Raw genomic sequence first — 25,973 nt, forward strand, 5'->3', positions numbered from 1 at the left:
TTTCAGCCTCCTAACCTTCTTTTGCGACAAGCTCTACGCCACTTGCCTGATAACGCAGGATTTTTTCTACGACTGTGCCAAGATAAGCTCCCGCTTCTAATGGTGGGATACCACCCTTATGGATATTTGAAATTACCATACGTTCCGCTTCCACTGTCCCAATTCTTGGCTTGTAGCATAAATATGCACTCATCGATTCTGCTGATACGAGCCCTGGACGCTCACCAATTAGATAAACAATAACCTCTGCCTGTAGCAGCTCACCAATCTCATCCATTAAAGCAACACGCCCTTTATCGATATAGAACGTAGTACCAATGTCAATATTTAAATTGCTAAGACTTTGCTGAAGGGCTAAGTAAACATCTTGAACATTCTCCTCAATCGCACTTGCACTCAAGCCATTCGAGATAATAATCTGTACCTTTGGCTGTGGTTTACATTTTTGCTGAATCAATGCCTTTGATTCTTCTGATAAACGACGCCCTAAGTCAGGTCTTGTAATGTATTCCTCTTTATCTGTGACTTTCGTTGTGACCTGAAAGACATCAAGCTTTTGTAAAAGATCTTCTGTCACTTCGCCATATACAGCATCTACCGCAGCAGCATGATCAAGTCGGAATTTTAACCAGGTTTTCGTTTTCGGTCTTGTCCCTGCTCTTCCTACACCAATACGAGCAGGTGTATGTTTCTTAGCAGCCTGCACACTTTCACTTAACGAGCCCGCCTCAAACTGAAAGGGCTTGATTGGCACAGCGTCATTTACTGGTTGTTCGAAAGTAGCAGAAGTAACCGTCGTTACTTGCTGTGGAGCTCCATGCTGATACAGCTGAATTAATGGCTCCTGTGATGTTGCTATAGCTTCTGTTGTTCCTGAAGAACGATTTTCTACTGTATCATAAAATTTAATAAGTGGTTGTTCTGTTGGAGTAGCTGCTATTTCAGGTGTTTGGCTACCTGTACTTTTCTCCATCTTCTCCATGACAAGCTGTGTAATCATAGAAACTAATTGATCATTCACTTGACTCACCTACCTTTCAAAAATGGATAAATCGCCAGCTCTTGCTGACAGTCGACCATTTTCATAAATGCCCATTTTCTCTAACCATGCTAAATACTCTGGTGCTGGTTTTTTACCAAATGTTTGGAGTAATGTAGCCACATCATGGAAGCTCATCGATTGATAGTTGAGCATCACGTCATCGCCCATTGGCGCAGCAATAATAAAGTTAACACCAGCAGCTGTCAGCAATACACTCAAATCTTCCACATCATTTTGGTCTGCCTTAATATGGTTGGTATAGCAAATATCTACCCCCATAGGAATACCATGCATTTTGCCCATGAAATGATCTTCGAGACCTGCTCGAATTACTTGTTTATTGTTGTATAAATACTCTGGGCCAATAAAGCCAACTACAGTGTTCACAATATAAGGATTAAAATGTCTAGCAAATCCATAATTGCGCGATTCCAGTGTTACTTGGTCAATACCCATATGTGCCTCTGCCGATAGCTCTGAGCCTTGACCTGTTTCAAAGTAGAATAAATTTGGACCAGTACCTGTTCCTTGTTTTTTAATGAGCTCCTCTGCTTCTCGTATTAAATCAGCAGAAATACCGAACGAACGGTTAGCAATTTCTGTCCCTGCGATACTTTGGAAAATCATATCTGCTGGGGCGCCTTGTTTAATTGCCTTCATCTGTGTTGTAATATGAGCTAATACACAGTTTTGCGTAGGAATGGACCAATCATTGATGAATTCCTTTGTAGCTGTAAGCACTTTTTTGACACTTTCAACTGAATCATCTACAGGATTAATGCCGATAACAGCATCCCCAATACCATAGGACAGTCCTTCTTTTAGAGAGGCGATGATGCCATCAATATTATCTGTCGGATGATTTGGCTGTAGACGAGATGACAGCGTCCCTTTTTGACCAATCGTAATATTACACGTTGAAAGTATTTCAACTTTATTGGCTGCATGTACAAGATCTAAATTGGACATTAGTTTTGTAACAGCGGCAATAATCTCGGAATTCATCCCTTTACTTAAACGCTTTAATTCACGATCACCCGTGTCATTTGATAAAATGTATTCACGCAGCTGCTCGATGCTCCAGTTTTTGATTTCTCCATATATTTGCTCATTAATATCGCCCTCAATAATGCGTGAAACCTCATCATTTTCTTGTGGCACTAATGGGTTTTCGCGGATATCTTTAACTAAAAGCTCACTTAATACTGCCTTTGCTGCGATCCGTTGTTGAACCGTCTCAGCGGCAATACCTGCTAGCTGATCGCCTGATTTTTCTTCATTGGCCTTAGCCATAACATCTTTTAATGATTTAAAATTATATTTTTCTCCACCAAATATCACCGATAAGTTCACATTCATCCTCCTTACTTTGAATGGAAGGCAAGGGTCTTCACCACAACAGGAACGACGCCAGATGGCAGAACCTCTCCAATGTCGATGTAATCGCCCGTTTCCACTTTAATTTGATCGATGCAAATAATTGGTACTGTCGCATTTATGGCTTGTATGGTCTGTCCAATAATCTTTGCATAATCTGATTGAATGACTATGATAATTGGTATGTCCTTAGAGCATCTTGTCGCCAAATGTAACAAAATGGCCTGACACAATGCATGTACATCCTGAAAGCTTAAATATGGCAATTCACTAAAATAGAGGGCAAATGGCGAACGATTGTCCTGTATAGAAAATAAATCATTTGCTCTCTCTACTGCTGTCCTCACCGTCGAGTTAAAGTCTGTTGAAGGATCTAGATGACAATTGAAGACAGGTACATTTTTTAGTGGTAATACCTGTGCATCCACCTGAATGGTTGCCCCACTGATTTCAGTGGTTTGTGTACCAGCACCAGTCACTGTTGCACGTGCTGTTTCCTCTGGTCGTAACCATAAAAATGATTGTAGCTGTTCATGCTGAAGTAGCATTTTCGCTAATTTTTCACCAATATCATCATATTGACGCTGGGTACATTCATTTTCATAAATACAAGAGGCCACACCACCCGTAAAAACGATGGCATCCACAGGTTTATGCCAGTTTGGTAAATGCCCTAGTAATAATGGATGCTTTTCATCTCTGCATTGCCCATGAAGAATCATGGCAAGTGTTTGCACCATTTCTTCAATACAATGTGTCACTCGAATATCTTCGGCCGCATCACCGACCGCTAACGGATTAGTCCATCGTTCCATCAATCGCATGAGTGGCGGAGAAATTGATTGAATCTTGCCATCCTTAAACTCAATCAATCTACCACCAACATGTAAGGTACATGTACCAATGACCTCTCCAAATTGCATAACAGCAATATTCGCTGTCCCTCCACCAATATCGATATTGGCGATGACTTTGGATGAATTCTTTGATTGCTGTAAAGTACCTGCCCCTTTGGCAGCAATGATGCCCTCTAAATCAGGACCTGCGGTAGCAACTAAAAAATGACCTGCGCCATCTGCAATGGTATGGACAACCTCACTTGCATTTTCCTTCGTGGCTGATTCACCAGTAATGATGATGGCCCCAGTTGCAATATCAGATGGAGCAATTTGTGCCAATTGATACTGTTGAGAAATAAATTCCTCTATCTTTTTCATATCAATGATGTCTTTATTGATAAAAGGGGTTCTAATAATTGGACTTTGATGCAACACCGTTTTCTCAATAATTTCAATCCTTGGCACATGTGTTACGCCAGCCACATTCTTTAACAGAAAACTACTGACAACCATTTTTGTGGTACTTGTCCCAATATCAATGCCTGCACTAAATATTTTTTCAGTTTTCACCCTACACCTCCCTCTCGCTACTGTGAGCAATACATGAGATACGGACTATCGCTTTCCTTAACAAATTTTCGAATTTCTTCATTTGTCTGGAGTTGAATCAATGGTTCAATCAATTCAATGCCAAGCTTTTGCCAGGAAGAGGTTTTCACGATAGGGCCCTGCGTCATAACATTTTTTAATAAGGCGGTAGCCCTTTCTACATCTGCATCAGGGGCATCAATCTTGGTAATAACCCCTATTTGTATTTTGGGAATCCCTAAGCTGAATTGCGGAGGGAATACACTCCTTGCTGATGTGGCATCCTGCAAGTAAATTACATGGGTTACTTCCAAAGATGTTGCCATAATATTTCTGTAATACATTGGATTTTCAACATATTCACCTGGTGTATCAACAACCCAGTCATCATAAACGAGTGCTTGTGTTTTGTTGGCACTGCTTTCTTTGCCCAACAATGTATTCATCAATGTTGACTTTCCTGCTTGCACACCGCCTATTATCATTACTCGATTTTTCATATGACACATCCTATGATTTTGTTATTTTTGATGGTGTGTAACCTAATACCTCGGATAAAAAACGATTGATTTCTAACATCGCCATTTCTACCTCTGACACACTACCAACAATAACGAGACTACCTGTAAAACGATCTAAAAATCCTAGTTTGACATTGGCAGCCTTTGTTGCTAAGTCTCCTGCAATAATTACCGTTTCACTTGGCGTACAAGTCATAATGCCAAGGGCACCTGCTTCTTGGATACCTAGCTTTTGAAACATTTCTGGATCAGGATTGGCAATAAGGTGACTCAATGTTAGCTGTTTACCCGGCACAAACTCCTGAATAAATCGTTTTTTCTCTTCACTCACACGTCATCACCTCACTTTTTAATTAATTAAGATTGTTGATCTGTTAAATACTCGCCTTCTTTGATAATGCCAGCCTTACGATCTTCAATTTCCAACCTTAATGCAGTTGGTACTGAAAGCTTATAGGCTAAAATAATCGCAATAACACCCGCTAAAAACTTCCCTGCAATAACAGGTAAAATAATGGTTGGCTGGAAGTTCGCCGTGAATGATAAGTGATCACCTAATAAAAAGGCGGAACATACACCAAATGCAATGTTAATTACTTTGTCTTTTGGTGGCATATGGCGAATTAGTGTAAACATCGCTAAAATGTTCGCAATCGTTGCTAAAATCCCAGCACTTCCTACAGAGGATAAGCCTAATTTTTTACCAGCTGCTTCAAGTGGCTTGGAAGCATACTTTCGAATTAGATACACCATTGGGAAGGCACCCGCTAGCATAATCCCGATATAACCGGCTGTTTCTAATGCTCGGAACTGATCGATTTCATCAGCCATGATTGGATCGAAGCCCCACGCGCCAAAAATCTTTGTAAAAATACCTGTAAAAATCTCAACAATAGAGAACACTAACACCAATTTAATTCCCGCATCCATTACACGACCGAATACCATGAAGCCAGTAATCATGCCGTTTGGAATAAGCTTTAAGCCTAGTGCGATTAAGATAACGAAAATGAATAAAGGTAGTAAGTTAATTAATATTTGTAAAACAGAAATGGCAAATACATATGTAGGAGCCTCTGTTGTACTAATGACTTCACGTACTTCTGTGTTGAATAGCACAATCATGATCGAAGAAATAAATGCACCAATCGGAATTGTTAAAACGCCAGCCATAATTCCTAGCGCCATGTATTTATGATCACGCTTATCCAACATCGCAAGGCCCATTGGAATTGAGAATACGATAGTAGCACCTGACATAAAACCAACAACAAGAGCCATTACCCATCCCTCATAAGACTCCTTTAATGCATTGGCTAATTGGTAACCACCCATGTCCGAGGCTAAAATCGTCGTCGCTGCAATCGCAGGATCTGCGCCAATTAACTCAAAAATCGGACTAATAAAATGACTAATAAACCATGTTAAGTAAGGTATAGCTGCCATGATCCCTGCTGCTGGGACAAAAATATGACCAACCGTATGGATCCCATTCATAAATTCTTTCCCAATTCCATACTCAGCATCTCGGATAGCTCCGATTGCCCCTAAAACAGCACAAATCATAATAATATAAACGATAACCGTTCCTATCATTGCCATCTTACTCATCACCCCTTTTTTATTTATAAATTTATATAAAAAAAGGCACTTTAAAGAAGAAATCTCTTTAAAGCGCCTTTGCTTCAACTATTGACTTGTAAGTTGTTAATAATTTGCTGTGCAATATGCACCATTTCCTGTTGTGTTTGCATGCTTTCATTGCGAATCTTACGGTAAGCCTCGTCCTCGCTTATATTTTCAGCCTGCATCAGCAAGCCCTTCGCTCGTTCAATGACTTTTCGCTTATCTAATTGTGTTTGCTTATGTAAGATCTCCCCATTGAGACGGTTGAATTTATCAATTTGATGAAAAGCAACCTCAAGCACAGGCAACACATTTTTTTCAGAAAACGGTTTCATTACATATCCTAATATATTATCCTGCTTCATGTATAGCAACAATTCTTTTTCACTATAGGCCGAGATGAAAAGAACGGGTATACCAAGCTGTTGTTCAATAATTTTACTTGCCTTTAAACCGTCAAGTTTAGGCATTTTAATGTCCATTAAGATTAACTGTGGTTTGTGTAAAAAGGCTAATTCAATGGCTGTTTCCCCATTGTTCGCTTGAGCTACAACTTCGTAGCCGTTATCTTCTAACATAAACTTCAAATCAATCGCAATCAGTGATTCATCTTCGACAATCATAACTTTCCTAGTCATTTACGATAAATACCTCCTCACTTACAGGGAACTGAATTTGAGTATGTGTACCTTCATTACTAGGGATAATTGAAAATGAGCCAGCTAAATCATATTCTACAAGCCTTGTGATAATCTCCATACCAAAAGATGCCTTCACCTCTTGCATTCCAACGCCGTTGTCAGAAATATGAAGCGAAATTGTAGAATCTTCCTGAATGAATTGAATATCGATGATTCCTTCATCACGTCCGATAAACGCATACTTTAATGCATTTTGCAGTAGCTCACAAATAATGAGTGCTAAAGAGACTGCCTTTTTTGAATGGCAGAACAGCTGCAAATTTTCATGATGAAAGGCTAGTTGAATAGTTGCTGTATTAGACGTACCAATCATTTTATGACCAATTTTTTTAGCTAATGCGATAACGTCTACTCTTTCTTCAGCGTTATCTTCATTTTCTAAAATCAGCTCATACACCGATGAAATACTATAGATTCGATTTAATGCTTCTTGAAACGCACTTGCATTTGAAGCAGACAGATCATTGCGCATTTGCAAACGTAATAGACTTGTCACTGTCTGAAGATTGTTTTTCACGCGGTGGTGAATTTCTCGTATCGCAAATGTTTTCATCATTAGCTCATTTTCTTTCAGCTTAAGCTCTGTTAGATCATGAATAATGAGTAGCGTGACTTTCTCGTTATGACTGCGAATAGGAATCTTCTTCACAATAAAGGACTTACGATCAATCGTAATTTCTAGGAAAAAGACATCGTCGCCTTTATCATAGACCTCCTGTAAAAAAGGTAAGATTTTATCCAACGGTATATTGTCAAAATTTTCTAATCCAGATAGCTCCGAAATAAAATGATAGCCTGCTGGATTACTATAAATCACTTTATTTTCGTGATTTGTGAGAATAATCGACTCTACGAGTAAATCAGAAACAACTGGAATTGGTTGAGAATTAGGTTCGACAATATGCTCAATTAATGCAAACGGCATATTTTGAAAATCATCCTTCGGTGTCGTTTGCATCTTCACCATTTTTTCCTGAATCAACACAGCAATTACTTGCTGCTGCTCATTAAAAATGGGAATGACATTTTGCTCCACCGTTATGCCTTCCTGCGTAATTGCTCTGGAAATGGATGATTTTTCTTTATGTTTAAACGCAGCAAATACGGCTGGTTCAAAACTTTCAAATACGAATTTTCCGATAACTGATTTTTCGTATAAACCAATCTCTTTCTTCGGGAATGCCTCTGCCACAACAATTGCATGCGGTAAATTCTCCAACAGGCAATCTATGAACATGTAACAATCAGTCAACTCAGCATAATACGTTAGCGTAGCCTCTATTTCTATTAACTTGTCAATATCCGTTGCCGATAGATTTGTATATTTTCTACACAATGATTGAATGTTCGACAGGTTTAAGCCCCCTATCAAGGAATAGTCAGCAAGCAATTTGACTATTCTTAAAAATCTTTGTCATTATTATAAACCTTTTGTGAAATTATTTTCAATATAAAAAATATATTCTTTCACAAGATTTCGTTGCATTACAAAGAACTATATAGCTTAAAAGAGAAATATTCAACAGTTTTTTAAAGATCCATAATTTAACTACACACATAATGTTATTTCGATATAACAAAAAACGAGCTTACCGTTTGGGTAAACTCGCTTCTTTCTATTTTATTTCTGGTACAACTGCTACTATATTTTCAAAGGCTGCGCGCTGCTTTTGTTCATCTTCATTTAACAAAATGTGAATATCACCATGGTCATTCGATGTACGAATTAAGCGCCCCATCCCTTGCTGCAAGCGTAATTGCATGAAAGGTAATTCCACTTCCTCAAATGGGTTTTCGGCAAATGTACGTTTCGCATCAAATAATGGGTCCTGTGGAGGAAACGGTAAATCATAAATAATCACACGAGTTAATGCTTCCTCAGGCAAATCTAACCCCTCCCATAAATGATATGAACATAATGTTTTAACTGTTCCTTGCTGGAAGTCTCGAACAATGGCTGAAAGCTCTCGATCTCCCTCAAATGCTACATACATACGTTCCATTAGCGGTAATTCTGCCTTGAAGTTTAGCATGGCTTGCTTCGATTTAAACAAAATCAACGTTTGCTCACCATCAAGCAGCAACTGCTGAACACGCGCTGTTTTGTCTCGTTGTGTAAGCTCATGTAAATAGATTTTCATAACCTCTTTATAGTCGAATGGGGATGGCACAGAAAATGATTGGTAATCTCGAATTCCTAAACTATAGGCAATATAAGAAAAGTCTTTATTGACCGATAGAGTGGCAGAAGAAAAGACGATTGGAAGCTTTTTAGAGAATAATTTTTCTGCTAAAACTTCTGTGATTAAACGAGGCATAATGACGAGCGTTTCTTCACCATCTGTTTCCTCTAACCAATCTACTGCATCTCCCTGTGCGATGAAAATACGCAACGAAGCCTCATATTGTTCTAAATATTCTTCCGCCATATTTAGCTCATATTCAGGAATCATGTACATTTCTGATTCAAAAACGAATTCTTCCATCAATGTTTCTACATCATCTATTAATTGCTTCCCATAAGCAAGCAATGTTTTTGATTTGTTTATGCGTTTGCGATCTTCATTAGAAGCAACGATATCATCACGAAGCTGATCAAAAAATAGTTCATGATCATCCTGTAATTTCTCCATTGCATACAGTGTGCGCTCGCGTACACCATCTACCATCAAGCGCTCCAGTAATTGCACGATAGTCGTCGCCTGTACTTTATAGGTCATCGCTTTTTGCGCAGCATACTCCAATAAATGTCCTTCATCCAGCACCATCATTGATACCTCAGGCAGTAATGCTAACTGACCTTCACGCTCACGAGATTCCTTTGTAGCCAAATGCTCCATTAGAAAATCTTGTGAACAAATAACAAGATCGGTTGATTTTCGATAATGAGAGCGATGCAATGTTTGCCCACAGCGATTACGAAGGTCACAAACCGAACATTGCATAATCGAATTGTAATTAACCTTTTGCCAATCCTCATCACTGACTGTTGGATAATCACTGCGTTCCCCATATGGATGAACAGCAATCATCGAACCTTGTGCATAAACACCATCAGGGATAGAAAAGGAAATATCATCAATCCATTCATCCGACTCCACTTTCTCTGCTTCCTCAAAGCGTTTTAAGCATAAATACTGATCTCTCGATTTTGCTAGACGAACATCAATATCAAGTCCTAATGTTTTTTGGAGTTTATAAATATCGCCCCCCTCTTTTACAAGTTGGTCGATTAATGTTTCATCTGCACAAGCAATCAACGCAGGTTTCCCTGTGTAACGTGCGTAGGAAATAGCTGGAAGCAAATAAGCGATCGTTTTGCCAGTTCCCACTCCTGCCTCTGCAAAGAGAACATTTTTTTCTTTTAGTGCTTGTTCTATTTGATAAGCCATAAAGATTTGCTCATCACGGCATTCAAAGCCCTTTTCTGGTAATTCATCATAAAGAACATCGCCCATCCAGTCACCTAATGAATCGAAAAATGAACGGTCCTTTGATAATGCAAATGGTAAAGATTTACGCAATTAATGTTCCCCCTCTAACTATCTGGTGCTATTATACGCGACGAAACGGAAGATAAGAAAAAATCTTATCTTCCGTTACTATTCGTTAATCTCTTTTAGACTTTTGACCCCAGAACTGATAATAATTTGTTTCAATAAAACCATTAAATAATTTACGTTTTTTCGTCGCTTGGCGTCCATATAATTCTTCAAAATTCTTCATGGAGGATAGCATATATACAGACCAAGTTGGATAGTTTTTCATGACCTTCCCAACATCGCGAATCACCTGTTCCACGACTTCCACATCACCAATACGCTCTCCGTACGGCGGGTTCCCAATCATGACACCATCCGTTAACTGTGTTGTAAAATCACGTGCTTGCATTTGCTTAAACGTGATTAACTCTCCAAAGCCTGCTTCCATTGCGTTTTCTTGCGCAATGCTGACCATGCGGTGATCAATATCGGAACCAATAATTTCCAACGGCTGATCATAGTTCGCTAAACTATCTGCTTCATCACGAACCGCATCCCAGATTGCAGCTTTCATCCATGGCCATTCCTCAGAAATAAATTCTCGGTTATAGCCTGGCGCTATATTTTGTCCAAACATCGCCGCTTCCAATGCAATAGTACCAGAGCCACAGAATGGGTCAACAAACGGGCGATTTGGATTCCATTTTGAAATTTGTACAAGTGCAGCTGCTAATGTTTCTTTTAATGGTGCCTCACCTTGAGCCTGACGATAGCCACGCTTATGTAGGCCAGCACCAGATGTATCAATCGTTAGTGTCGCCACATCTTTTAAAATTGAAACCTCAATTTTGTAAGTCGCTCCAGATTCATCTAAAAAGCCAAGTCGCTTATAATGCTGTTTCATTCGCTCAACGATTGCTTTTTTGGTAATGGCTTGACAATCAGGTACACTAAATAATTTCGATTTTACGGACTTTCCTGAAACAGGAAAAGCAGCGTCCACTGGTAAATACTTCTCCCAAGGGAGTGCCTTTACACTTTCAAATAATTGTTCGAACGATTTTGCTGGGAATTGCCCAACAACAATCTTTACACGATCCGCTACACGTAGCCATAGATTGGTACGCGCAATCGCTGTTTCATCGCCTTCAAAATATACTTTGCCATTGTCAACGGTTGTTTCATAGCCAAGTGCTTTTACTTCTTGTGCCACAATAGCTTCTAAGCCCATTGCTGACGTAGCTACTAATTGATAGTTTGCCATAGATTATTTCCTTCCTTGATGCTCAATTTCCCAATACTCCATAAACTCCATCAATTCGTTTAACGGGAGTGGTTTGCTGTAATAATAGCCTTGGATAATATCACAGTTCATTTTACGTAGTATATCCACTTGTTGTGCTTGTTCTACACCTTCAGCAACAACTTTCATTTTTAAGCGATGGGACATTTGAATAATCGCATCTACAACTGCCTGTTTTTCATCGAGTGATCCAATATGCTGGATAAAGCTACGATCAATTTTTAAACAATCTAATGGGAAGCGAACCAAATAGCTTAAGGATGAATAGCCAGTCCCAAAATCATCGATTGAGATTTTAAAGCCTAATTGTTTTAAACGAACCAATTTACTAACTGTCTCATTGGCACTGTTCATCACCGTTCGCTCTGTCACTTCTATTTCAAAATTGTTAGCTGGCATATTATAGCGCTCTAATATTGTTTGTATCGACTCCAAAAAATTCTGCTGTTTAAAGTGAATGCTCGAGATATTAATGGCGACAGGTGTTTTCCAACCATATTGTTGCATTTGAATGACTGCCTCACATGCTTTTTCGATAATAAGCTCACTTAATGGAATGATTAGACCTGTATCCTCTGCATAAGTGATAAACTCAGCAGGCGAAACAAAGCCTAGCCTCTCGCTATTCCAGCGGACTAGTGCTTCTAAACCTTGAATCTGCTCATTTTCCATAGAAATCTTTGGCTGAAAATGTAGCTCAAATTCACGGTTTTCTATTGCTCTTCTTAACTCAGAATCTAGCAATAGCACTCGTTGTGCGTCGGTTTGCAGTTCATCAAAATAGAAGGAATAGCCGTTTAATTCATTCTTTTTTGAATAAGTCATCGCTCTATCTGCACAATTGATCAGTTCTTCTGTGTTTTTACTATCAACTGGATAAACGCTAATACCAATACTTGTAGAAATAAAAACTTCCTGATCATTTATCATCATTGGCTGTTCAATACTACTAATAATTTGTTCAGCAAATTTTGCAGCCTCTTTCACATTTTTCACATTGGTTAATGTAATGACGAATTCATCTCCGCCATATCTTGCAATAATATCTTTATTTTTCAGTAATTTTTTTAGTCGATTTGCTACTTCTATTAAAATTGAATCTCCAACAGCATGGCCTAATGTATCATTAATTTGCTTAAATCGATCCAAATCTAAGAAATAGATCGCATGCTGCACTGAATGAGAAATAGCAGAAGTCGATTCCAAGAGATTATCCATTCTTTCGATATAGGCAAAACGATTGGATACATCTGTTAATGAATCCGTGAGCAAACGCTTTTCTAATTCATTTTCTACTATTTTTCTTTCAGACAAATCTGTGAAAATACCACAGTAATTTGTAACCTCACCCTCATCGTTGGTTACACAAACAATTGTTAACCATTCAGGATATACGTCTCCAGTTTTACGACGATTCCATATCTCACCTTGCCAAATGCCTTCTTGTCGTATCTGCTCCCACATCTCTAAATAGAACGGCAATTCATGTACACCAGATTGTAAAACGGCTGGCGTTTTTCCAACCACATCATCACATGTATAGCCTGTCACAAATTCAAAGGCAGGATTAACCATTACTATTTTTTTGTATTCATCAGTAATCATGATACCTTCAGATACATTTTCGAAGATTTTAAGTATTAAGGAAGTCGGATATTTAGATATCAGTTTCAGTTTATCCGTACTTTCCCAATTGTTTACTCCGTTCATGTTTCCGCTCCATCCTATCTCTCTATACTCCCTCTCAGAAGGGCATTTACGTCAGGCCAACCACTATGTAATCTATTACGCTCGGTGTAATTGTCACTGACGCTTCTCTTTCGTGCAATGAATGCGTCCAGATTTTTCTAATTTGCTCGAAAAGCGCCTCAAGTAAATCTATGACAATCGCCGAAGGCATTCTCTTGATAAACAGGTAACCATACACCTAAAACTGATAAACCATTTATAGAGGTGGTTGTTATACCTGGCGTTTGCTTACAATACAAGTATGTGAGCAGTCAAGATCAATACATCACATTGATGCGATAACCGTTTTCAGATGTTGTGACTTAGAAGCGGTAGCGATACTTCTCAAACGTATAGCGCATACCAAGACTTGATTAACAAGGTTACTTTTTCCTCATGAATTCAAAATAAAAGCTCTCCACCGAATTGGAGAGCGCTTGTTATTTCGTAGATAAGCATCAAAAAATTCCATAAGCCATGTTTTGTTCCCGAGTACTCAAACAGCTTGCGCCTCGTACGATCAGGTGGTAATCATCTATCTACAGAGCAAACTCTGTCCCTCTATCCGTTCAATTCCTTCTAGAGAGTGCCCCTACCATAATTTGGGTTTCTCACTCGTGGGGTTTACCTCGTTCCACCTTGCAAGTTTCCAAGCAAGCTTCGTCACTGTGGCACTTTCAGGAAGTGTCAACCATATCCAGAGGACTTAGGTTTTCCTTCCGCCGTCAGCCTTAATAGCTGCCTTACCTTATTTTTTCAGTAAGCACGAACACTACGGTCATCTCAGAACCGTGCGAGCATGGACTTTCCTCTACGACGTCTAGCGCCGCAGCGATTACCAGAATTTCGTGATGATACGAAAGATTATACTAGAGTTTTATGTTAAATACAATATAATTGACTAAATTTATTCGTACAGCTTGCTACCAAATACATGTTTTTCTAAATTAGAAAGACGTTTTAAAATATCAAAATTCGTTGTACCAGCTGCCGCTGAAGCAACCGGTTGTCTCTTAGGTGTGCTTTCAATTTCTTCTTTTAACTGTCTATTTTCTTCACGTAGTTGGGCCACCACTTTTTCAAACGTTTCATAGTCTTGAATAATTTCATCAAGAAAAGAATCTACTTCTTCTACATTGTAGCCTTTAAAGTTCTTTTTAAATTCCTTTTCAAGGATCATTTTTGACGTTAATTTAATGTCCATTCACATCGCCCTTCCTCACACTACATACACGAATACATTATAGCATACTTCATCACATTATATCGTCTGAAAATACTAATTGTAAGGCTAAACTTGTCGTTTCACGCGCTTACCCACGAATTTATTTCTTATTTCCTAATCTGTGTAGTCTCTTTTCCCAAGAAATTTCCCATTTTTGTTTTTGTTCTGCTCTCCATTGCCCATTATTTCGAATGAGACGTATGCCTTCTTGCGTATAATAAAGGGCCTGCTCATAATCCTTCATTTTGTGCTCATAAAGTATGGCTAGCTGCTCAAGGGCATGTAACTTTGTTCTTGCTTCAACAAAATGAAGGGAGGCCACGAATGAGTCAATAGCTTCACTATAGCGTTTATTCTTCTTGTGCTGTAAAGCTAAATAATATTGAGCATGGCCCGCTTCTAGCGCATCAAATTTTGATGTCACCTTTTCTAAAATCCTCACACTTTGTGTGCTTTCTCTTAAATCACCATACCATTTCCCAATGTTGGTGAAAGTTTTTGCCGATTCTTCATGGTCCTGCTCGAACAATAAATACGTAGAATGACTATACAGTGTGATAAGTGATAGTAAATCCCACTCATTATGATGCAAAACCTTTATAAGAGCATCTGGAATGCCACTTTTTACTGCATCCAAATAAATAATAGGTGCGAGATGGCCTGGAATATCCCCTTTACGCGAAAAACCAAGCTTTTCTTCCTCGACAGATTTTAATTTTAAACGCTCCATATCATTTTTCCATAAACGCTTCGAACTATGCAACAAATCGATCTGTCGCTGAGAGCGTAATTTTGGTAAGGTTTTTTGATGCAATGTCCATCGTGTTTCAAGCTGTGGCCAATCAAAGCTTTTCCCATTATAGGTAATCACAGTAGCTGACTTTTGCCAAAGCTTGGATTCAAATAAGAAGGCTGCTTCATGTGCAGGATCTGCCATAATATATTGTGTGAGGATAAAGGATTCTTCAGCTACTTCTAAAAATCCAAGCAAAAAAATATGGGTCCCAACACCCTTTAAACCTGTTGTTTCCGTGTCAAAAAATAAGACGGATTCTTCCATATCTAGCGCATAAGGATGATCAAACTCAGCATCTTGCCATTTTTTCAGGGCTTCAAAGAATGATTGCAGTTGATAATGTCCATGCTGATAGCTAAACGGATAGCTTACTTGACGCTTAAATACGATGCCGAAATCATTTTCAACAACGGTTAGTCCCGCCTGTTTCCATTGCTCTGTATAGCTTGGCCTAGCAGGCTTTTGGAACGCTGGTTCTTCAACTTTTTTGGCGGACATCGGTTTTTTTCCCAGCATTTTTTTCATTTGTAATATTTTATTTTCGTAAGACATGAATTTCACTCATTTTCTGCTTATTGTATAAGACATCTCTCTTGCAAGAGTAACATGATTGTTAACCTCATTCAAAATATTCTTCGATGAAAATCGATTTACCATGAATACAAACAAGAGGGTGAAAGAACATATTGGCGTTCCTCACCCTCTGTTTACTATGCCATTAATTGTTGCAGTAATTTAGCTACCTTTCCTTTTGTTTGGAGCAATGATTCTTGTGCCCCAATACAGGAAGGACAGCCTGATTCACATGCACAATTTGTAACATGCTCATATGTTTTCATGATTAGCTCTTCCCATAGTTCATATACCTTTTCACTTAAGCCGATGCCACCAGGATACTTATCATAGACAAAAAACGTTGGCCGCTCATTATGTGTGGCCTTCACCTGTGGTACAACGGCTACATCGCTACTATCACATTGAATAAACAAAGGAATGAAGGCATTCATCGCGTAGGCTACCCCAGTCATAGCATCTGTTAGCTCTTCCTCTGTCCATTTATCTGGTGCTGTAAACGATAGCCATGAAGCACTTGTATGCATTTCATCAGGTGGTAAATGTATAGGTCCTGAGCCAATATTGTCATGTGTGCCGAAGCGTATTTTCTTGAAAATCGTTGCTTGTGCAACTAAGCCAACATCGCCAAAGCAGATTGTACCACCTGCATATGAACGGTTACGATCTTCCTCTAAAACTTTCATTTCAACTGCTAGATTGGCATCTGTATAGTAATCAACATCTACTTCACGTACGTAGGCTTTCTTTTCTTCCCAGTCAAGCTTCTCTACTTGGAACTGAATGCCTTGGTGCAAGTAAATGGCTTCTTCATGCAAGAGTGTCATGGCACTATGACGATCCATTTCACCAATAACCTTTGTCTGTGCAGGAATGGTAAGATCAATAATGACTACATTTTCTTGTGACGCTGAACGTAAGCTAATATCATGCGCCGGGAAACGATCACTCATCCAATGCCATTTATCACTCGTCTTAAAAACTACCCCTTCTTCTGCTAAATACTCCAGCAATTCTTGTATGTCATATTCTCCATACGTATCGCCTGTTGAAAAAGGTAGCTCGAAGGCAGCACATTTCAAATGATCCATTAAAATCAGCATATTTTCTGGATAAATACGTGCTTCCTCTGGTGTACTGCCTAGTAAAAATAGTGGATGATTGACTACATACTGGTCCAATGCGGAAGATTGCGCAACATAAATAATCAATGCCTCATCCTGACGTCTCCCTGCACGTCCTGCTTGCTGCCAAGCACTCGCAATATTTCCTGGGTAACCTGTCATAATACATGCTTGTAATTGACCAATATCGACACCTAATTCTAATGCATTGGTGCTAACTACTGTTTGGATTGTCCCATCACGTAAGCCTTTTTCGATGACACGTCGTTCAGATGGCAGATACCCACCTCGATAGCCACGTACAGATTCATCGAGCAGCTTATTACGTGTAAGTTCCTTTAAATAGGTTACAATCATTTCTACTCGTACCCTACTTTTGGCAAAAATAATGGATTGAATGCCAGCTGTGTACAACCTCTTAGCTAAATCACTTACCTCTAATACAGCACTTCTACGCACGCCAAATGTTTTATGAATAATTGGCGGATTGTAAAAAAGAAAGGTTTTCTTACCAACTGGAGCACCCGAATCAGCAATGAGCATGTGTGATTCATTCGTTAGTAGCTCAGCAAGCTCTTTAGGATTTTTTATGGTAGCCGATGTACAAATAAACACTGGTTTACTCCCATAAAATTCACAAATTCTTTTTAATCTCCGAATAACATGCGCCACATGGGAACCAAACACACCTTTGTATGTATGCAATTCATCAATCACAATATATTGTAGATTCTCAAAAAGTGAAACCCATTTTGTATGATGCGGCAAAATACCCGAATGAAGCATATCAGGATTCGTCATCACGATATGCCCTGCCTTACGAACCTTTTGGCGAATGCCTGGAGCCGTATCTCCATCATAGGTATAGCTTAAAATCTCCTCACCGCTTTGCTCAATGAGCTCATTCAAATCATTTTTCTGGTCCTGTGCCAGTGCCTTTGTTGGAAATAAATAAATGGCACGTGCATTTTTATCCTCCATTATTTTTTGTAGCACTGGCAGATGATAGCAATAGGATTTACCTGAAGCAGTTGGCGTAACCGCTGTAAAAGATGTACCACTCTGTGCCAAATCAAATGCCTCTCGCTGATGTGTATAAAGCTGCTCAATCCCTCTTGTCTGTAAGGCTTTCACTAAAGAAGGATGTAAATTCCTAGGAAATGGTGCATAGTTCGCTGGACGCCCCTCTAATGTTTGCCAATGCAGGATACGCTCTTTAAGTTCTTCATCATATCTCCACTCATGTAAAAGCTCACTAATCGTTCGTTTCTTCGATAGCATCCTTTTCTCCCTCCTTAACTAATCGTTCAAATATTTTCAAAGTATAGGAAGTAGAATGTATGGCATCTAAAAAACGTTTTTTACTTGTTTCTTTATAAAAAGATTGCACAACAAATTGCTCCATCGATTCAACGACCGAAGCAATTTGTTGCGTATGCATGTATTTTGGTCGATTTTTTTGAATCCATTTATTGGCTTCTTGCTGCCATACCTTTAAAAGTTGATGAATTTCATCTGCATGTGGCTTTACCTCTTGAAAAAAATCAGGTGTTCGATCTTCCTCACGCATTTGCCAAAAACGTGAAACGCACTGATCACATTCATCTATTAATTTGGATGTTTGCTGGATAACTAACAATTTTGCACCTCATCTCTCAACAATTATACATAGCAAATATATTTCGTAGTGACGGCATATACATGCTGAGTATGTTTTGTTCAGCTCGTCAGCTATGGAAATATCACTGTTTATGACACCTATTTACCACACCTTTATGGAAAATAATGTATCAATCTTCATGCTATTGCGTTAGTTCAATTGCTTATAAGATAAGTGTACCAAAGTCTATGATTTTTCACTACTAATAGGCGAACAAGCATTCTTTACTTGCCAGTTCTTTTCTGCTAAGCTTACTTTCTGGCTAACCGCTTTAAGTTGCATAAAAAAATGCAAACTATGAGCATTGTTTTCCAATGACACTCTCGTGAAAAGTAATTGATTGACCAGATCTAACTGCGCAACTAATTGTTCTAACTTGTTCAAAATAACGCCTCCTTTGCTTTACTTTAGTATTCCTCGTATGTATAGAATTACCTTCAGGCGTGACAAAATAAGCGTAAGTTAGCTGAAAGAAGAAGATTTTCGATAAAATTTTAATAGTGAACCTCTGACCAAAAAAATCGTCATGAATGAAAGGTTGCTGTGTGAGTATATTTTCATCCCAATGACCTATTTAAATTTATCAGTTATTTTGACGATTCTAGTAATAATAAAGCTGGCGATTTTTCGACGCAAATTATTCATACGTACCATTTGTTTTCTACTATTCTAGTAACAATTTCATGAATGATGGAGGTAGAGAACAGCTATTAAAACATGGTAAACTAGTGGATAGAAAAGCAGTAAGGTAAAGGGTGAGTTTAATGACAATTCGTTATCCAAACGGGAAATTGTATACCCCAAATGCTTCTGTACAGAAAACAGAAAAAAAGAGCAAAAGCAAAGATTTATCTTTTAGTAATCGCGGGAAGACGCTAGAAGATGAAATTAATGAAGCAAACGACTATTATATAAAAAGGCGACTTGCTATCATTCATAAGAAACCTGTTCCTGTGCAAATCGTCAAAGTAGAGTACCCTTCACGAAGTGCTGCTGTCATTCGTGAAGCTTATTTTCGAACACCCTCTACAACCGACTACAATGGTGTTTGGAATGGGCATTATATAGATTTTGATGCAAAGGAAACGGCTTCCAAAACAAGTTTCCCCTTAAAAAATATTCATGAGCATCAAATGACACATATGCAGCAAGTGACGGAACAAAATGGTGTGGCTTTTATTATCGTTCGTTTTTCTGCTTTTGAGCGATATTTTATTGTGCCATACAAAGTTTTACAAAAGGCCTGGCAAGCAATGGAAAATGGCAATCGTAAATCGATACCCTTTTCGATCATCGAAGAAGAGGCATATGAAATTCCCACGAGCTATTATCCGCGTATCGATTATTTACCTATCATCCAACAATTGATTGATGCAAAATGCTACGGGTCTGAAAGTGAGGAGAAATAAGAATGACTGAACGTCGTCGAACACGTGGAGAGCATCAAAAAGCTCTCGCTGAAAAAAATAAAAAGAAAAAAACGAAACCAGCCTCATCCGCTAAGACATGGTTTAAACGCATTTTCTTAACTGTCTTAGCCATCGGTGTAGCAGGCTTAATTGGAGGAGGTGCATTATTTGCCTTCTATGCAAGCACGGCTCCTGAGCTCGATGAAGAATTATTGAAAGATCCTGTTTCTTCAGAGTTCTACGATAAAAACGGTGAATTATTTGCAACAATCGGTGCTGAAAACCGTAAATATATAAAATATGAAGATATACCTGAAGATATGATCAATGCTATTCTGGCTACAGAAGATGTACGCTTTTTTGAGCATCATGGTATGGATTTTTATCGTCTAGGCGGTGCAATCCTTGCAAACTTCCGTGATGGCTTTGGTGCGCAAGGTGCATCAACTTTAACACAGCAAGTAGTCAAAAACTCATTTTTACAAAACGAGAAGAAATTAAAGCGTAAAGCACAGGAAGCATGGCTTGCCTTCCAATTAGAGCGTAAGTATACGAAAGAAGAAATTTTTGAAATGTACTTCAACAAAATGCTTATGTCAGGTCGTATCTATGGCTTCGGTACAGCCTCACAATACTTCTATGGTAAAGAATTAAAAGATTTAACTTTAGATGAAGAAGCACTATTAGCAGGGCTAGTGCAACGACCAAATGCGTATAATCCATTAAAAAACCCTGAGCTTGCAAAAAAACGACGTAATACCGTTTTAGGATTAATGTATCAACACGGAAAAATTTCTAAAGCCGAAATGGAAGAAGCCAAAAAAGCAGAAGTTCAATCAGGTTTAGCGGATGATGCAACACGCCAATCATTTGCAGGTTCCAAATATGATGCCTTCCTGGATATTGTTATTAATGAATTGGAAAATAATGGTGACGGTTCGGCAATGGCAGAAGGAATCAAAGTCTATACGACGCTTGATCCAAATGCTCAACAAGTTGTAGAAAATGTGATGAATGATGATAGTAATTTCCCAACTGAAGATATTCAGTCAGGTGTGGCGGTCGTTGATACAAAAACAGGTGCCATTCAAGCCGTTGGTGGCGGTCGTAAATATGGTGCAGAACGTGGCTGGAATTATGCCGAGGACTTAACAAATAATCAACCAGGTTCCACAATGAAACCGTTAGTCGACTATGGGCCAGCAATTGAATATTTAAAATGGTCTACAGGTCAAACACTTGTCGACGAACCAATGAACTATACAGGTACAAAGCAAACAATCACAAACTGGGATGGCAGATATATGGGTGCCATGACTGCACGTAAAGCATTATATGCTTCACGGAACGTTCCAGCTGTCAAAGCATTACAGGAGGTTGGCACAGAAAAAGCCAAGGAATTTGTTGGACGTTTAGGAATTGAAACAGAAAATCTCTATGAGTCCGATGCAATTGGCGGTGGTGCTATTACTATCTCTCCTATTCAAATGGCAGCTTCCTATGCTGCTTTCGGTAATAACGGGGTCTATACAGATCCACATTCGATTACAAAAATTGTCTATCGAGATGGTAAAACGTCTAAAAACTATACACCTGAGTCTAAAGTGGCTATGAATGATTATACGGCTTACATGGTAACAGACATGCTACGTGATGTAGTCGGCAATAAGCCTGATGCCTCAGGAACTGCAGCCAATGTGCCTGGCTTGGATATCGCAGGTAAAACAGGTACAACTAACTATTCAGCAGAAGACTTTAACAAATATAATTTACCGAATACAAGTGTGCCAGATTCATGGTTTGCTGGTTACACAACTAACTATTCCATCGCTATATGGAGTGGCTATGAAAAACACTTTGATCCAATTACAACGTGGGAAGAACGTCGATTACCACAAAACTTATTTAAGACGATTATGCAAGAAATTTCAGCGAATGTTGAGACAGCTAGCTTCAAAAAGCCAAGTACTGTTGTAGAAGCAACGGTGGAAGTAGGCTCTAAACCTTTAAGATTGGCAAGTGACTATACACCTAGCGAACTACGTCAAACAGAGTTATTCGTTCGCGGGACTGAACCAACAGAGGTTTCTGAGGTCTATGAGGCGCCAGAGCTATCTACACCTTATAATGTTTCAGCAAACTTAGATTTAGGAGCACAGTCGATCAATATTTCTTGGGAACATGATGCCATCCTAAATCCAGAAACCGATGAACCATTACCAACTTCATTTGAAGTTTCTGCCACACGTGAAGGTGGAGAAACGGTTGTCCTTGGCACAGCAGACACGAAAGGCCTAACTGTTGCTAACACACTTGAAGATGGTAACTATACAATCTCTGTCGTAGCCATTGTAGATGGCACACGCAGTGAGCCTGGGACAACTACCTTCCAGATCACAACTACCCCTGAGGAAGATTTGGAAACGGAAGATCCAGATGAACCAGATATTGATTTACCGATTGATCCTGGTCAAGAGGATAATGATCAAGGTAATAACAATAATGGTAATGGCGACAACGGTCATAACAACAATAATAATGGTAATAACGGGCATGGAAATGGCAATGGGCATGGAAATAACGGCAATGGTGGAAACAATGGCAATAATGATGGAAATCAGCAGCCAACACCTCCTACCGAGCCCACCAACCCAAATGAAGAAGACCAAAGCTCAGAATAAAGAAAAAAACCGAGAAGCAGTTCATTCACTGCTTCTCGGTTTTTTTATTGACGAAGGCTCTGAGGAGGCTATCCGTCAGTTTTGACGGTCTATCCTTCACTCTACAAGGTCTATCCGCCACTTTTCGCGTCCTATCCTTCACTTTATCTGTCCTATCCACTTTTTATACTCTATCCATCCACTCTAACTTTTACTAGCTTGAATCCGCAGTCGTGCTGTGCGCTTTTTCGTTTCTTTAAATAGCTCATCTAGTTGACGATAGCATGCATATTGACCTGGCTTAGCTTTAATAAAGGCTAATCGCTCAACCCCATTAATCGGTAGCACTTCATCGCCTGCAGCTTGCACAAGTTGTTCAAATAGCTCGATGGCATCTTCCATTAGCCCTTTTGCCAGTCCATTTCTTGCATCATGTGCTGTATGGATAGCGGCTTGTAGTGAAGTCCATTGGGCAAACCATGCATCTACTTTTTCTTTTGCAATGGCTTCACTATTCATGCTTCCTTCACCATGCCTTTCTTTAAACGCTTTTGCCCTTCACGACAATCGTCGAGTAAAGGGCAAGTACCACATCCAGGATTTTGTGCCTTACAATGATAACGTCCAAAGAAAATTAATTGGTGATGCGTTTTTGACCATTTGTCCATTGGCGTTTTCTTCATAATCGTTTCTTCCACTTCAAGCACCGAATCTTTCCATCGACAGAGCCCTAGGCGTTTGGATACTCGCTCCACATGGGTATCCACTGCAAGTGCTGGAATATCGAAGGCTACTGAAAGCACAACATTGGCCGTTTTTCGACCTACACCTGGTAATGTCACCAATGCTTCACGTGTTGCAGGGATTTCGCCACCGTACTCATCTAGTAAACGTTGACATAGAGCCTGAATGTTCTTCGCCTTATTGCGATAAAGGCCAATAGAGCGAATATCCTGTTGCAATTCCTCTATGGAAACAGCTAAATAATCTTCTGGTGTTTTATATTTTTGAAATAAGGTTTTCGTTACTTTATTGACTAGTACATCTGTACATTGTGCAGATAATAATGTGGCAATCGTTAGCTCAAAAGCATTGTCATGGACGAGCTCACAATGTGCGTCGGGAAACATTCGATCCATTTCTTCTAGACAATGCTCCCACTGTTTTTTCGTTAACAAACTGGATGCCCCCTATTCTCTTTCTTCCAACCAATTATAAAAAGGAACTCTACCCGTTGATTGCGTCTCTTGTTGAACTGTTCGAGCTGGTGCTCTGTTAAATGTCTGTTTCTCACGGAACTGTTCACTTTGCTTTTGTGCGGCTTGTGGTGTCGTAATATTTTTCTTTTTCCATTCTAATAAAATGCGATCAATATAGCGAATACTCAATTTCCCAGCAAAGACAGCCTCCTTTAGCGCCTCTTTGATGAGTGCGGGACTATGCTTGTCCTCATCAAGCCAGCATCCAATTTTTTCAAGTTCTAAAGGAGATAAAAGACGCCCCATTTCCTCTTCAAAAAGACGGAATATCTCCCCTTCTTCTTGCTGAAGTGTCACTGCCGTTTGTTGCTGCTCTTTCATATCAATCATCTGTAAAATGCGCTCCCATAGCGGGTATACGGAATACTTTTCATATAGCTTGCCACCCGCGTCGACATCTCGTGTAATTTCAAGAAAACCCTTCTGCATTAATCGCTGTAAACGGGATGTGATGTCATTATCAGACATTGTGAGACGATTTTTTAAATCATTAGGTGTTGGGAAGTCATTCTCCTCCATATGAAAGGCCAATAAGTGCATGACAATAAGTGCTTCTTCATCCTCCATGTTTAACTCCTTATAAAACTGAAAAAAAAGCTGTGGAATGGGAATCATTCTCTGCTCAGTCCATGTACGGAGTCGATGATTATTTACGTTCATTATTCTCCAGACTCCTTCTTTAAGTAAGTAGAAAAGCCGCGTAGATAGTTCACTACGCGACTTTTAAATTGATTAGCTTATGGATATAAGCGGTTTAGTAAACGTGGGAATGGAATTGTTTCACGGATATGCTCTGTGCCTGAAATCCATGCTACAGTTCGCTCTAACCCTAGACCAAAACCTGAATGTGGGACAGAGCCATGTTTGCGAAGCTCCAAATACCAAGCATAGGCATCTAATGATAGGTTATGCTCTTCCAGACGTGATTTTAATAAATCGTAGTCATGGATTCGCTCTGAACCACCAATAATTTCTCCGTAACCCTCTGGTGCAATTAAATCTGCACATAATACAACATCATCACGATCTGGGTGTGGTTGCATATAGAACGGTTTAATACCTACTGGGTAACAAGTAATAAATACTGGTTTGTCAAATGAATTCGCAATCGCTGTTTCATGAGGCGCACCAAAATCATCGCCCCACTCAATATCGTCGAAGCCTTGTTCGTGTAAAAGCTTAATCGCATCATCATAAGAAATTCGAGGGAATGGCGCTTTAATGTTTTCAAGTGTTGATGTATCACGGCCAAGTCGCTCTAGATCTAATTTGCAGTTTTCAAGTACAGATTGTACGATGTGCGCTACATATTGCTCTTGTACTTCTAAATTTTCTTCAAATTCTACGAATGCCATTTCAGGCTCAATCATCCAAAACTCGATTAAATGACGACGAGTCTTAGATTTTTCAGCACGGAAAGTTGGACCGAATGAGAAGACTTTTCCTAAAGCCATCGCAGCAGCTTCCATGTAAAGCTGACCAGATTGAGATAGATAAGCATCTTCATCAAAATATTTTGTATGGAACAGCTCTGAAGTACCTTCAGGCGCAGAACCTGTTAAAATTGGTGGGTCCATTTTTGTAAAACCGTTGTTATTAAAAAATTCGTATGTAGCGCGAATAATTTCATTACGAATTTTCATAATGGCATGTTGTTTACGAGAGCGCAGCCATAAATGACGGTTATCCATTAAAAATTCTGGACCATGTTCTTTTGGTGTGATTGGGAAATCTGTTGCTGCATGTAGTACCTCGATACCAGTTATAGCAAGCTCACAGCCAAAGCTTGAACGTTCGTCAGCTTTCACCTCACCAATCACATACATAGAAGTTTCTTGCGTCATCCCTTTTGCCGTAGCAAAAATTTCTTCGCCTACTTCTTCTTTCACTACAACGCCCTGTACAAAGCCAGAGCCATCACGTAGCTGTAGGAACGCGATTTTTCCACTTGAACGTTTATTGGCTAACCAAGCGCCAATTTTGACTGTTTCACCGATATGCTGTGGCATATCTTTAATCATAATTTTTTTCATAGAAATCCTCCAAAGTTGACTAGAAGG

Annotated in this window: 22 protein-coding genes and 1 other RNA gene; 2 read left to right on the plus strand and 21 right to left on the minus strand. The window is 39.2% G+C overall.

Features of this window, described 5'->3' with window-relative positions; all coding sequences use genetic code 11:
- Nucleotides 1-10: 10 nt before the first annotated feature.
- The 17 genes from eutC to C7B89_RS07330 form a co-directional block, all read right to left on the minus strand.
- On the minus strand, nt 11-1,021 hold the full coding sequence (eutC, locus tag C7B89_RS07250) for an ethanolamine ammonia-lyase subunit EutC (protein ID WP_054550777.1): 1,011 nt from the start codon (nt 1,019-1,021) through the stop codon (nt 11-13).
- Nucleotides 1,022-1,030: 9 nt separating this feature from the next.
- Nucleotides 1,031-2,401, minus strand: a complete 1,371-nt coding sequence (locus C7B89_RS07255) for an ethanolamine ammonia-lyase subunit EutB (RefSeq protein WP_008176446.1) — start codon at nt 2,399-2,401, stop codon at nt 1,031-1,033.
- Nucleotides 2,402-2,406: 5 nt separating this feature from the next.
- Nucleotides 2,407-3,828: an ethanolamine ammonia-lyase reactivating factor EutA gene (locus C7B89_RS07260; RefSeq protein WP_115673405.1), complete on the minus strand. Its 1,422-nt coding sequence runs from the start codon at nt 3,826-3,828 to the stop codon at nt 2,407-2,409.
- A gap of 17 nt (nt 3,829-3,845) precedes the next feature.
- Nucleotides 3,846-4,346, minus strand: coding sequence for a EutP/PduV family microcompartment system protein (locus C7B89_RS07265; RefSeq protein ID WP_115673406.1), 501 nt, complete (start codon nt 4,344-4,346; stop codon nt 3,846-3,848).
- Between the two features lie 10 nt (nt 4,347-4,356).
- Nucleotides 4,357-4,698: an ethanolamine utilization microcompartment protein EutS gene (eutS, locus tag C7B89_RS07270; protein ID WP_004269314.1), complete on the minus strand. Its 342-nt coding sequence runs from the start codon at nt 4,696-4,698 to the stop codon at nt 4,357-4,359.
- Nucleotides 4,699-4,724: 26 nt separating this feature from the next.
- Complete coding sequence (gene eutH, locus C7B89_RS07275; RefSeq protein ID WP_054550774.1) at nt 4,725-5,969, minus strand: ethanolamine utilization protein EutH; 1,245 nt, start codon at nt 5,967-5,969, stop codon at nt 4,725-4,727.
- A gap of 83 nt (nt 5,970-6,052) precedes the next feature.
- Nucleotides 6,053-6,631 (minus strand): ANTAR domain-containing response regulator, encoded by a 579-nt coding sequence (locus tag C7B89_RS07280; RefSeq protein WP_004269312.1) that lies wholly within the window; start codon nt 6,629-6,631, stop codon nt 6,053-6,055.
- Complete coding sequence (locus C7B89_RS07285) at nt 6,624-8,084, minus strand: sensor histidine kinase (RefSeq protein ID WP_115673407.1); 1,461 nt, start codon at nt 8,082-8,084, stop codon at nt 6,624-6,626. Before C7B89_RS07285 ends, C7B89_RS07280 begins: the two co-directional genes overlap by 8 nt.
- Before the next feature lie 226 nt (nt 8,085-8,310).
- Nucleotides 8,311-10,218 carry an ATP-dependent DNA helicase gene (locus C7B89_RS07290; protein WP_115673408.1) on the minus strand — a complete coding sequence of 636 codons (1,908 nt, stop codon included), beginning with the start codon at nt 10,216-10,218 and terminating at the stop codon, nt 8,311-8,313.
- 85 nt (nt 10,219-10,303) lie between these two features.
- Entirely contained in the window at nt 10,304-11,440 is a 1,137-nt protein-coding gene (locus tag C7B89_RS07295; RefSeq protein ID WP_115673409.1) for a THUMP domain-containing class I SAM-dependent RNA methyltransferase, read from the minus strand.
- Between the two features lie 3 nt (nt 11,441-11,443).
- A complete protein-coding gene (locus tag C7B89_RS07300; RefSeq protein WP_054550770.1) occupies nt 11,444-13,189 on the minus strand; it encodes a GGDEF domain-containing phosphodiesterase in 1,746 nt (581 codons plus the stop codon).
- A gap of 484 nt (nt 13,190-13,673) precedes the next feature.
- An RNA gene (gene rnpB / locus C7B89_RS07305) (RNase P RNA component class B) lies at nt 13,674-14,054 on the minus strand.
- Between the two features lie 60 nt (nt 14,055-14,114).
- On the minus strand, nt 14,115-14,411 hold the full coding sequence (gene gpsB / locus C7B89_RS07310) for a cell division regulator GpsB (RefSeq protein WP_004269307.1): 297 nt from the start codon (nt 14,409-14,411) through the stop codon (nt 14,115-14,117).
- Between the two features lie 121 nt (nt 14,412-14,532).
- A complete protein-coding gene (locus C7B89_RS07315; RefSeq protein ID WP_115673410.1) occupies nt 14,533-15,780 on the minus strand; it encodes a ribonuclease H-like domain-containing protein in 1,248 nt (415 codons plus the stop codon).
- A gap of 158 nt (nt 15,781-15,938) precedes the next feature.
- Nucleotides 15,939-18,206: a DEAD/DEAH box helicase gene (locus C7B89_RS07320; protein ID WP_066037669.1), complete on the minus strand. Its 2,268-nt coding sequence runs from the start codon at nt 18,204-18,206 to the stop codon at nt 15,939-15,941.
- Nucleotides 18,181-18,564, minus strand: coding sequence for a YppE family protein (locus tag C7B89_RS07325; protein WP_054550767.1), 384 nt, complete (start codon nt 18,562-18,564; stop codon nt 18,181-18,183). The genes C7B89_RS07320 and C7B89_RS07325 overlap by 26 nt, the downstream gene beginning before the upstream one ends.
- Nucleotides 18,565-18,771: 207 nt before the next feature.
- The gene (locus tag C7B89_RS07330) at nt 18,772-18,969 is read right to left on the minus strand and encodes a hypothetical protein (RefSeq protein WP_004225568.1); all 198 of its coding nucleotides are present in this window, start codon (nt 18,967-18,969) and stop codon (nt 18,772-18,774) included.
- 380 nt (nt 18,970-19,349) lie between these two features.
- Here C7B89_RS07330 and recU point away from each other — a divergent pair, with 380 nt between their 5' ends.
- Both recU and C7B89_RS07340 read left to right on the plus strand, forming a co-directional pair.
- Complete coding sequence (gene recU, locus C7B89_RS07335) at nt 19,350-19,994, plus strand: Holliday junction resolvase RecU (RefSeq protein WP_048389981.1); 645 nt, start codon at nt 19,350-19,352, stop codon at nt 19,992-19,994.
- A 2-nt stretch (nt 19,995-19,996) separates the two neighbouring features.
- Nucleotides 19,997-22,675, plus strand: coding sequence for a penicillin-binding protein 1A (locus C7B89_RS07340; RefSeq protein WP_115673411.1), 2,679 nt, complete (start codon nt 19,997-19,999; stop codon nt 22,673-22,675).
- A gap of 183 nt (nt 22,676-22,858) precedes the next feature.
- Here the strand turns inward: C7B89_RS07340 and C7B89_RS07345 are convergent, their stop codons facing one another.
- The 4 genes from C7B89_RS07345 to asnS form a co-directional block, all read right to left on the minus strand.
- On the minus strand, nt 22,859-23,173 hold the full coding sequence (locus C7B89_RS07345) for a YpoC family protein (RefSeq protein ID WP_066037666.1): 315 nt from the start codon (nt 23,171-23,173) through the stop codon (nt 22,859-22,861).
- Entirely contained in the window at nt 23,170-23,832 is a 663-nt protein-coding gene (nth, locus tag C7B89_RS07350) for an endonuclease III (protein ID WP_048389975.1), read from the minus strand. Before nth ends, C7B89_RS07345 begins: the two co-directional genes overlap by 4 nt.
- A 12-nt stretch (nt 23,833-23,844) precedes the next feature.
- Complete coding sequence (locus tag C7B89_RS07355; RefSeq protein ID WP_016994290.1) at nt 23,845-24,573, minus strand: DnaD domain-containing protein; 729 nt, start codon at nt 24,571-24,573, stop codon at nt 23,845-23,847.
- 77 nt (nt 24,574-24,650) lie between these two features.
- Nucleotides 24,651-25,946 (minus strand): asparagine--tRNA ligase, encoded by a 1,296-nt coding sequence (gene asnS / locus C7B89_RS07360; RefSeq protein ID WP_048389973.1) that lies wholly within the window; start codon nt 25,944-25,946, stop codon nt 24,651-24,653.
- Nucleotides 25,947-25,973: the final 27 nt, after the last annotated feature.

Source organism: Lysinibacillus capsici (assembly GCF_003367505.1).
In the GTDB taxonomy this organism is placed as follows: domain Bacteria; phylum Bacillota; class Bacilli; order Bacillales_A; family Planococcaceae; genus Lysinibacillus; species Lysinibacillus capsici.